A 9,997-nucleotide genomic window follows, 5' to 3' on the forward strand; every position below is an offset into this window, starting at 1 on the left:
GCAGTAGGTTGCCAGAAGTTATATGGCTCAAATAAGTATTGGAAAGAGCGGTATGGTTACCACAAACGCTCCCTGTCAGAAACAGCGATGTATCGAGTTAAACAGTTATTTGGTGGTCGTTTAAGTTTAAGAAATTACAATGCACAAGTGGGAGAAACTTACGCGATGATAAAAGCGTTGAACAAGCTCACTGGGTTAGGTATGCCTGAAACTTGCCGTATTGACTAAGAAACGCACGAAATGGGGCTGCTCTGTCTCTAAACTGAATTACGCAACAAAGCCGCTCTGCGCCGACATTCTCGTATGATTGGAATAAGGATCAGGCGGAAATTCCGTTGAATATAAGCGTAAGCAAGACTACTGTGTTGAACGGACGTCCTTGGAAGTTTGGCATTGAAGCGAACTATTACCTTGAGAAAGACGAAGAAACGCGTCCAGATTTTATGTTGAGCTTTAATATCAGCCCAGTTGTTGAAAATAAGCTGGCGTCTTTGTTTGATTAATCTCAGTGTGGAAGAGTAGAAATGAAAAAGGCTGAACGATGATCGTTCAGCCTTTTGTGTTATTGGATTGAAGCGATTCTATTAACCCCCAGCAGCCTGCATGATGAGACCACAGATGTAAGCGCCGTATGTACCGAGAGCGTAACCCAATACTGCCATTAGGATACCTACTGGCGCTAATGCTGGGTGGAACGCTGCAGCTACGATAGGAGCCGATGCTGCGCCGCCAACGTTAGCTTGGCTACCGACAGCCATGAAGAACAGTGGTGCACGGATAAGCTTCGCCATCACAATCATTAGAATGGCATGGATAGTTAGCCATGTGATACCAATGAAGAAGTAACCTGGGTTGTCTAAGATAGCTGTCACGTCCATTTGCATACCGATGGTTGCAACTAGGATGTAGATGAATGCCGAGCCAACTTTAGACGCGCCACTGTGCTCAAGGCTGCGTGTTGATTTGAAGCATGAAGCGATGAGCGCGAACGTTGTCACCATTACGATTAACCAGAAGAAGCCTGATGTAAGGCTGTATTTCGCAAGCTCTGGAGCGTTGGTCGAGATCCAAGGTGCGATTAGGTCACTGAATAAGTGAGCTAGACCCGTAAGACCAAACGCAATACCCGTGATCTTCATTAAATCTGTTGTGGTCGTTGGGCGAGCGTTCTCTTCTTGGTATTTAGAAACCGTCTCTTTTAGCTCTTCAATAGATGAAGTATCTGCTTTTAACCATGCATCAATTTTCTTCTGACGGCCTGCCATGATAAGTAACACGGCCATCCAAATGTTCGCACAGATAACATCAACCGTAATCATTGCAGAGAAGAGTTGATCATCAACCTCGAACACTTCTTTCATTGCTGCTTGGTTTGCACCGCCGCCAATCCAAGAGCCAGCCACAGTTGTAAGGCCGCGCCATACATCGCCAGATACAAGGTCAGGGTTAACTTGGTCGATAATTAGAATCGCTAAAGGCCCGCCAATGATAATGCCGACAGTACCGGTTAGGAACATGATGACGGCTTTAGAACCAAGGCCAAATATTTTACGAAGGTCTGCTGAGATGATCAGAAGAACGAGTGCACTCGGTAATAGGTAGCGACTTGCAACGAAGTATAGCTTTGAGTTTGACGCATCGATGATGCCTAAACTATTCAATAGAGAAGGAACAAAGTAACAGAGCAATAGACCCGGAACGAACGAGTAGAATTTTTTCAGTGCGCTATTTTGGCTACTTTCCGTGATAAAAACACCGCCAAGAATAACAGCTAACATGCCCATTATTACTGCATCATTAGTAATCATTATTATATCTCCTTTAAGGTGAGCGCGACCGCCTCACTTTTTGAAGTGCAGGACTATACCGACAACTGGCATGCGTTACAAATTGTAACGATAGACATACTTTGAAACGTTCGTGTTAATTTTTATGGTTTGAGTTTGTGAATGCGGAGCGTTAATTATTGGTGGTGTAAATGTTTTAGTGGCGACTTGTGAGGCGTGTTTAGATATATGCAATGTAACTCAAACGTTAGAGGATGGTCGCTACGAATTAGAACGACGACTGAAGGGCTTAAAAGAATGCATATATACCCACATTGACGGTATGGTTTATGTGGAGAGGTAATGTTTTATAAATGTAAAAAGTGAATTCATTTTTGACGGGTAGCTTGAGATTGAAAATTATAACTGGATCACATAAATGTCGTGGTTCATCTGATTTAGGTTCCGTGTTTTGGCTTCATCGGTCGTGCTATTCGTATTTAGAGAATGAAAAAGCGACCCGAAAGCCGCTTTTTGAGTGGTTGTTAACCTCGAATTTGAGCTCTGCTTAGGTTTGTTCTTCCTCAAAGCCATCTGCATAGCCTTTCGGTGGCGGTGTCCAACCTCGTTCTGAGCGAGAGTGCTTGTCTGAACGGTCTTTTTTCATGTCTTCTTTCATTGCTTCTTCAAGGTGAATGAAGATTTGTCGGTAGTTGTTGTCGTAACGTGGGTTCTCTTCCGCTTCAGACCAAGCTTGGTATAGTTTTTCAGACTTACGGCTTTCAACACGTTGATACGTTGATTTTTGCTGTTCAACGAAGAATGGATGGTGCCCTAAAGAACGTAGAGCTTCTGCGCCCATTTCGAGTGCCGAGTGGTACGTTTCTGAGACTACAGAATCTGCACCAGCTTCTCGTAGGCGGTAACTGTGACCACGGTCGAACGCACGCGCTAAAATTTTCACTTTAGGGTAGGTGTGTTTAACGTATTTTACTAATTCAACGCTTGAGTCTTGGTTATCGATAGCGACGACAAGCATTGCCGCTTCTTCGATCCCTGCGGTATGCAATAAGTCATGACGAGTCGCATCACCAAAGTAAGATTTGATGTTGATAGAGCGAAGTAAATCGACTTGGTTGGCTTGGTGATCCAAAACCACAGTCTTGACATCATTCGACACCAATAAGCGGTTAACGATTTGACCGAATCGGCCAATACCAGCAATGATCACCGTACCTTTCTCTTCGATAGTATCGGCTTCTCGGTCGTTAGACTTTTGCTCGTAACGAGGAAGTATCACTTTATCAAATAGAATGAATAAGCCTGGTGTTAGGAACATTGAAAGAGCAACAACCAGCGACAGAGTTTGGACTATATCAGCAGGCAATACGTGGTTTTGAGCCGAGAAGCTCAGTAGTACAAAACCAAATTCACCGGCTTGCGCCAAGCTCAACGTAAACAACCAACGGTCGCTATTTTTAATTTTGAAGATCAACGCCAATGTAAACAACACCAAGGCTTTAAGTAGCATAACGCCAAGAGTGAGGCCAATGATCAAACCAAAGTCGTTGAATAGAACATCAAAGTTGATGCCCGCACCTACCGTAATGAAGAACAAGCCAAGTAGCAGCCCTTTAAACGGGTCTATATTAGACTCAAGCTCGTGGCGGAATTCACTGTTCGCCAATACCACACCCGCAAGGAAGGTTCCTAAAGCTGGTGAGAGGCCGACTAGGCTCATTAGTGCAGCAATACCAATAACCAACATCAGTGCGGTTGCAGTAAAGATTTCTCGCAAGCCTGAGCTCGCCACAAAGCGGAACAGTGGACGACTCAAGAAGTGCCCGCCGACCACAACAATCGCAATAGATGCTGTGATCACAAGGCCATAAGCCCAGCCGGGTAGGCCAGCAACAAGACTCAACTCTTCATGGTGATCAGAAGTCGAAGCGACCGCGCTTTGTGCAGCTTCGATTAATTCTGGCAATGCCAATAGAGGGATAAATGCCAGCATCGGAATGACAGCGATATCTTGGAACAGTAAGACCGAGAAAGCATTCTTGCCGCCTTCTGTCTTGGAGAGCCCTTTCTCATTAAAGGTTTGGAGAACAATCGCGGTAGATGACAGTGCGAAGATCAAACCGATAGTCAGCGCGATCGTCCAAGGTTGCCCGAAGAACAGAGCAATCCCCATGACTATGGCCGTTGTGCCACCGACTTGTAGGCCGCCGAGCCCCATCAGGCGGTTTCTCATTGCCCAAAGCATCTTCGGCTCAAGCTCAAGCCCGACCAAGAACAGCATCATTACTACACCGAATTCGGCAAAGTGTTGAATGGTCGTGGTCTCTTCACCCACTAAGCCGATGATTGGGCCAATCACCACACCGGCAATCAGGTAACCAAGCACAGAGCCGAGGCCAAGCCTTTTGGCGATAGGGACGGCGATGACTGCCGCGAGCAAATAGATAAATGCTTGTAGAAAATATCCTGTCATGATCTAACCTCTGCTCATCATTTCATCGACATAATGGTTTAGCTTTTCAGCCTTGCTTGCCTTTTTAAGATCGACTTCGCCCGCAACAAAAGCCTCTAAAAGAGATTTGTAGCTATTTACATGATCTTGAATTCGGCCTTCTTCTAACGCAGTACGTGAACCAAACAAAGCCAATGGAGCCAAGTAGTTCATGCCGCACAAAGACGCCGTTTGTTCGATTGGGTGAAGCAGTTCACGGATGGTGAAGTGGTTATAACCGTCAGTTTGATAAGCCTCTTTTTTGCCGCCAGCGGTGATACTGCATAACAAGCTCTTACCTTGCAGTTCATTACCGTCGGTGCCGTAAGCAAATCCGTATTCTAGGACGAGGTCTTGCCATTCTTTAAGAATCGCGGGTGTTGAGTACCAATATAGTGGGAACTGAAAAATGATGATGTCATGGTCCAACAGGCGTTTCTGTTCACGATCGATATTGATCTTGAAGGTCGGGTATTCAGCATAAAGATCGACATAGGTGACGCCTTCAATACGCTTGGCTTGCTCAAATAAGGGTTTGTTCGCTTCAGAGCGATGCTGAGAAGGGTGGGCGAATAGCACCAAGACTCGATTTTTCGACATATAGCCCTCTTTGTCCATTAACGAATAATATTTATTGGAATTATAGATATACAATAATAGAAGAATGGTTGAACAACAACGAATTAGCCCATACTTATCTAGTTAGATGCGCGTGTTTTTAGGGACTTAATTATATAAAACACCCGTCAATTTGAGTATTTCCGGCACACGCAGCCGATGACTGCGTAAAACTAATTATTCGCTAATAATAAAAGCGAAGAGGTGCACTTTATGTCACCGTTGAAGGCTAACGTAAATAATTCAATCACCCTACATAGAACGACAATGAATAAAGGAAAAGGTATGAGCACGGACTTGCGTCAACAATGTAATTTGCTGCTTTCTGGTCACTTCGATCCAACACCAGCACAAACCTTCGCGCAAATGGCTGAATGGTGCGAAACACATGATGTGGCGCACGACACCTACGGTGATGGCGATTTTATTGAGAGTTTTGAAAGCAAAGTGGCTGATTTGCTCGGCTATGAAGCCGCCGTGTTTGTGATTACTGGCACAATGAATCAACCGACAGCGTTAGAGATTGCTTGCCAAGAAAAAAGAAATCCTTTGGTGGCGATGCACGAATCCAGCCATATTATGCGCCATGAACGCCAAGGGTATCAGCTCCAGAACCGTTTCAATGTACTTCCGGTTGGTAATGTATTTCGCACTTGGAATGTCGACGACTTAAAGGCTTGGCCTGATGAGATTGCCGCGGCATTGTATGAACTACCGATGCGAGAGATTGGTGGTCAGCTGCCTGAGTGGGAAGAGCTTGAAGCGATAAAGCAGTACTGCAAAGAACAATCGATTCATCTGCATATGGATGGTGCTCGTTTGTGGGAGTGTGGCGCGTATTATCAAAAGCCATATAGCGAGATTGCTAAGGGGTTCGATACAGCTTATGTTTCGCTCTATAAAGGGTTAAATGGTCTTGGGGGGTCACTCCTACTAGGTGATAAGGCTTTCGTAGCAAAAGCTTCAGCATGGATGAAGCGTCAGGGCGGAAATGTTTATCATCGCACGCCTTACGTGGTTTCGGCAGCAATGCAGTTTGATCAACGGATCGAGTTGATGCCAGCATTGTATGAGCGTACCAAGCAAATCTATCAAATCTTACAAGATTACCCGCAGTTCAAAGTGAACCCGCAGCAACCCCAAGTAAACATGCTTCACCTCTATTTACCGGTGAGTTTTGAGGATGGCATTATCCTGCGCGACAATATAGCTAAGAAGCACAAGGTTTGGATAGGAAACCCAGCGATCAGCGAACTGCCAACCCAATGTAAGATTGAATGGTATGTGGGTGATAACTTACTAAACTTGCCAGATCATGAGCTGATCGACATTTTAGATTTTATTAACGAAGAGCTGATTTGATCGCAGAAGAGTTGAATTGATTACAGCAGAAGTGACTTAACTGAGATGAATACAGGACATGTTTCCTGTATTCATTTTTACGCCGATAGGATGGCGGGGTCTTGTTACATGTATTGGTTGATGTACACGTCGACTAAAAACATGAATACAGGCACTGTGCTGAGAAGTCCGAAGAAGACGATTGGCACCCAGTTTTTCATTTTCTTTTTAGGTTGCTCAGTGTTGTTCATAAATTCGGCCTTAAATTAGTTGTTGTAGCTGTTTAGCTTTGTGATACTAAAAATCTACGAACATGGTATCAAATAAAATCGATGATCCCTATGCGGATTTGGCGTTTCGTGGTGTGTATCAATCACAGAAAATGTAGGCGATTCATAAGCGGTTCATAAAGACTCAATAATAATGAACCTATTAGAACAAGTATTGCCTTACTCGGCATATGAAATAAACAGCATTCAAAGATTTGGATAAGACAACATGAGAACAATAGGAAACATCATTTGGTTTCTGTTTGGTGGCGTATTTATGGGATTGGCATGGTGGTTCTTCGGACTGCTCGCATTCCTCACCATCGTTGGTATTCCATGGGGTAGAGCGTGTTTTGTAATGGGCAACTTCTCATTCTTCCCATTTGGTCAAGAAGCGATTTCACGTGATGAATTGACCAATGAAACTGACATCGGTACCAGCCCACTTGGTCTGATTGGTAACATCATTTGGTTCTTATTTGCTGGAATCTGGTTGGCGATTGGTCACATCATGTCAGCAGTAGCGTGTTTCATTACTATTATCGGTATTCCGTTTGCGATTCAGCACCTTAAGCTTGCGGTTATCTCATTGGCGCCAATCGGTAAAACGGTCGTCGACAAGCGTGAAGCAGAGGCGGCACGAGTAAGAAACTACAAGGGTTAAGACTACAGTTTAAGCCTTATATAGAACTGAAAAAGCACATCACATGATGTGCTTTTTTGTGCCTCGTTTTCGATCTAACGATGCCCCAATCTCACAAACACTCACTAGATACTGTTCCACTAGACATTGTTGAACAAGACTTCAAGCCTAAGAGTGATGTTGGCTTCTTCGGTGTGTTTTTCATAGGGCTCTCGTTCCCATTGATAGCGCGGAATCAATTCGTAGAACAGCCACTCTTTCCAAACGTTTTCTCGGTAGGTTATCGACACCTGTGAGTATTCGTAGTGGTTATATGGTTCACTGGTTGCTGTGATAGTGGCGCTGTATTGCAGAGCTTGGTCTTGAGAAAGATAGTGATACAAAGTCAGTCCCGTCCCGTACTCCCAGCCTTTAAGGTCGTCGTTATAACCTGCAAAGTTCGACCATCGTGCTAAGAAGTCATCACTCAAAGAAAGATCAAAATCGATATCGGTGATCTCGCCAGTTTCTTGCTTTTCTTGATACACACGTTGGGTCAGCCTGAATACGGCATCGGTGGTGAGAGGGTAGGTAAAGCGATAACGAGCTTCAATACGCGGACGCAGTGTCGCTTTAATATTGAAGCTACTATAACCCTTGGCATAAGCATCGTAACGAAGGCCGAGTGCGCTCTCTAATTCCTCTGAATCTTGTGGAAAGAAATCAAAGAACTCTTCATCGCTGACAGATTCGTAGATTAATTTTAGGCGCTTACTCGCAAAGGGAAGATGTAAACGTGCGTTGAGCTTGGTTGAGTAGTCGACGTCACCACCTTCTGAGTAAATAAAATCGTTGTACCAACGGACAGAAGTGCCCGCTCGAGCATCTTCTGTAATGCGGTCATCGACAAAGAAACTGTCAAATCATAATGCGGGTTGGCAAAATTTACTGTTTAGGTAGTGGTAGGCCTTTTCGACTGGGGCGTCTTCTAGCGGTTGACTGTGACACTCATTTTGTTCCTCCGCTTGAGCGGAGTGGGCAACGAGTGAAGCTAATAATAAGGTGCTAACTATCCAACGACTCAATGGAACCTGTTTGTCATTCTATATATCAATAGTTTGACTATAACCAAGCGATCGCAACAATGCGACTTTTTAGTGGTGAGTAGCTAGTGATTCGTCGCTCTTGGTTTGTGTGAAGGCAAAGAATTGAAAGGGGCAGGCAGATAAAAGAAAACGGGCTCAGAAGGTGAGCCCGTTTGTGTTAGCTATTTTTTTTTAGCAAGAGCCGCGTGTTTCTAGCTCGAATAACTTGTCGCTAGATTACATTGCCGCTTCGAAGATCGCTGAGATTTCTTCGTGAGTCGCTTGTTTAGGGTTAGTGAAACCACAAGCGTCTTTTAGTGCGTTGTCAGACAGAGTCGGGATGTCTTCTAGTTTAGCACCCAGTTGCGCGATACCAGTTGGGATGTTCACGTCATTTGCTAGTTGAACAATCGCGTTGATAGCGGCTTCTGCGCCTTGCTCTGGTGTCATACCTTCAACATTCACACCCATTGCTTTTGCAACATCACGTAGACGCTCTGGACAAACTTGAGCGTTGTAACGTTGAACGTGTGGTAGCAAGATAGCGTTACATACACCGTGTGGAAGGTCGTAGAAACCACCCAGTTGGTGCGCCATTGCATGAACATAGCCAAGAGAAGCGTTGTTGAATGCCATCCCCGCCATGAACTGTGCGTAAGCCATTTGCTCGCGAGCTTCAATGTCTTCACCGTGCGCTACTGCTGTTCTTAGATGTGCTTGCACAAGTTCGATTGCTTTAATTGCAACTGCGTCGGTAATTGGCGTTGCTGCGATTGAAACGTAAGCTTCGATTGCGTGTGTCAACGCATCCATGCCTGTTGCTGCCGTTAGTGATGCAGGTTTAGCAAGCATCAACTCAGGATCGTTTACTGAGATAAGCGGTGTTGTGTGCTTATCAACGATAGCCATCTTAATGTGACGAGCTTCGTCAGTAATGATGCAGAAACGCGTCATTTCAGAAGCTGTACCTGCTGTTGTGTTGATAGCAATTAGAGGCATCATTGGCTTTTCAGACTGGTCTACGCCTTCGTAATCTGCAATTTTGCCGCCATTAGAGGCAACCAGAGCGATACCTTTTGCACAGTCATGTGGCGAACCGCCACCTAGTGAAACAACGAAATCACAATCGTTGTCAGTTAGTAACTCAAGACCATCGTTCACGTTAGTGATGGTTGGGTTTGGTTGAGTGCCGTCGAATACAACTGCGTCTACGCCACGCTGGCTAAGAAGGTCTTGTACCTGTTTAACTACGCCAATTTGGTTCAGGATCTTATCAGTAACGATCAGACCTTTTTTAAAGCCTTGAGACTGAATGCTATCAGCAGCATCCTTCAGACAGCCAGTACCCATGAAGTTGATTGTAGGGATGTAAAATGCAGTAGACATTGGAAAACTCCGTTAATTATGATTTTTAATTTCCTACATGTTGTCGGCATTCAAGTGGTCGACCATTGTTCTGGAACAACTTTGATTCCGAACTACCACTTTGTGATTATGTGTTGTGATAGGGCTCATATAGCAATCGTTTTTATGGTTTTCTTATGTGTTTATTGTCAGTAATGGAAAGCGAACGATTGATAGATTTTATAACAGAATTACGTTCCATGACCATGAAAGTAAAGGCTATTCACTCAACGTCGGTTCAAGTTCAGTTTGTGTCGATGGTTTGCGTGAGTCATCGTTAGCTTCAATTTGAGGTTGCTGAGACTCATCGGTATCTAAGGCGTCAGAGGTGTCTTCTGGTTGTTCATCATAATACTTAACATGATGTATGGAATCCACTC

General features: G+C 44.5%; 7 protein-coding genes and 3 pseudogenes. 4 read left to right on the forward strand and 6 right to left on the reverse strand.

Features of this window, described 5'->3' with window-relative positions; genetic code table 11:
• Nucleotides 1–228 (forward strand): annotated as a pseudogene (locus tag AB4589_RS01905) (IS5/IS1182 family transposase); the annotation flags it as partial.
• 56 nt (nucleotides 229–284) lie between these two features.
• Nucleotides 285–503, forward strand: a pseudogene (locus AB4589_RS01910) (hypothetical protein); the annotation flags it as partial.
• An 81-nt stretch (nucleotides 504–584) separates the two neighbouring features.
• Here the strand turns inward: AB4589_RS01910 and AB4589_RS01915 are convergent.
• From AB4589_RS01915 to AB4589_RS01925, 3 genes are all read right to left on the reverse strand, one after another.
• Nucleotides 585–1,808: a DUF819 domain-containing protein gene (locus AB4589_RS01915; RefSeq protein WP_372099167.1), complete on the reverse strand. Its 1,224-nt coding sequence runs from the start codon at nucleotides 1,806–1,808 to the stop codon at nucleotides 585–587.
• 526 nt (nucleotides 1,809–2,334) lie between these two features.
• Complete coding sequence (locus tag AB4589_RS01920; RefSeq protein WP_372099168.1) at nucleotides 2,335–4,260, reverse strand: monovalent cation:proton antiporter-2 (CPA2) family protein; 1,926 nt, start codon at nucleotides 4,258–4,260, stop codon at nucleotides 2,335–2,337.
• Nucleotides 4,261–4,263: 3 nt separating this feature from the next.
• Nucleotides 4,264–4,878, reverse strand: coding sequence for an NAD(P)H-dependent oxidoreductase (locus AB4589_RS01925; protein WP_372099169.1), 615 nt, complete (start codon nucleotides 4,876–4,878; stop codon nucleotides 4,264–4,266).
• Nucleotides 4,879–5,181: 303 nt separating this feature from the next.
• On the opposite strand from AB4589_RS01925, the gene AB4589_RS01930 reads away from it, so the two are divergent.
• A complete protein-coding gene (locus AB4589_RS01930; RefSeq protein WP_372099170.1) occupies nucleotides 5,182–6,258 on the forward strand; it encodes a low specificity L-threonine aldolase in 1,077 nt (358 codons plus the stop codon).
• Nucleotides 6,259–6,362: 104 nt separating this feature from the next.
• Here the strand turns inward: AB4589_RS01930 and AB4589_RS01935 are convergent, their stop codons facing one another.
• Nucleotides 6,363–6,488 carry a hypothetical protein gene (locus AB4589_RS01935; RefSeq protein ID WP_017060906.1) on the reverse strand — a complete coding sequence of 42 codons (126 nt, stop codon included), beginning with the start codon at nucleotides 6,486–6,488 and terminating at the stop codon, nucleotides 6,363–6,365.
• A gap of 247 nt (nucleotides 6,489–6,735) precedes the next feature.
• Here AB4589_RS01935 and AB4589_RS01940 point away from each other — a divergent pair, with 247 nt between their 5' ends.
• Nucleotides 6,736–7,170, forward strand: a complete 435-nt coding sequence (locus AB4589_RS01940; RefSeq protein ID WP_017111843.1) for a YccF domain-containing protein — start codon at nucleotides 6,736–6,738, stop codon at nucleotides 7,168–7,170.
• A 119-nt stretch (nucleotides 7,171–7,289) separates the two neighbouring features.
• On the opposite strand, the pseudogene AB4589_RS01945 reads toward AB4589_RS01940, so the two are convergent.
• Both AB4589_RS01945 and yiaY read right to left on the reverse strand, forming a co-directional pair.
• Nucleotides 7,290–8,213, reverse strand: a pseudogene (locus tag AB4589_RS01945) (hypothetical protein).
• Nucleotides 8,214–8,450: 237 nt separating this feature from the next.
• On the reverse strand, nucleotides 8,451–9,599 hold the full coding sequence (gene yiaY, locus AB4589_RS01950; RefSeq protein ID WP_372099171.1) for an L-threonine dehydrogenase: 1,149 nt from the start codon (nucleotides 9,597–9,599) through the stop codon (nucleotides 8,451–8,453).
• Between the last annotated feature and the right edge of the window lie 398 nt (nucleotides 9,600–9,997).

Origin of the sequence: Vibrio sp. 10N.222.49.A3, from assembly GCF_041475145.1 — a bacterium.
In the GTDB taxonomy this organism is placed as follows: Bacteria; Pseudomonadota; Gammaproteobacteria; order Enterobacterales; family Vibrionaceae; genus Vibrio; species Vibrio tasmaniensis_A.

Coding starts and splice junctions, on each gene's coding strand:
- AB4589_RS01925 (WP_372099169.1), bottom strand. CDS start 4,878: ATGTCGAAAAATCGAGTCTTGGTGCTATTCGCCCACCCTTCTCAGCAT.
- AB4589_RS01940 (WP_017111843.1), top strand. CDS start 6,736: ATGAGAACAATAGGAAACATCATTTGGTTTCTGTTTGGTGGCGTATTT.
- yiaY (WP_372099171.1), bottom strand. CDS start 9,599: ATGTCTACTGCATTTTACATCCCTACAATCAACTTCATGGGTACTGGC.
- AB4589_RS01915 (WP_372099167.1), bottom strand. CDS start 1,808: ATGATTACTAATGATGCAGTAATAATGGGCATGTTAGCTGTTATTCTT.
- AB4589_RS01935 (WP_017060906.1), bottom strand. CDS start 6,488: ATGAACAACACTGAGCAACCTAAAAAGAAAATGAAAAACTGGGTGCCA.
- AB4589_RS01930 (WP_372099170.1), top strand. CDS start 5,182: ATGAGCACGGACTTGCGTCAACAATGTAATTTGCTGCTTTCTGGTCAC.
- AB4589_RS01920 (WP_372099168.1), bottom strand. CDS start 4,260: ATGACAGGATATTTTCTACAAGCATTTATCTATTTGCTCGCGGCAGTC.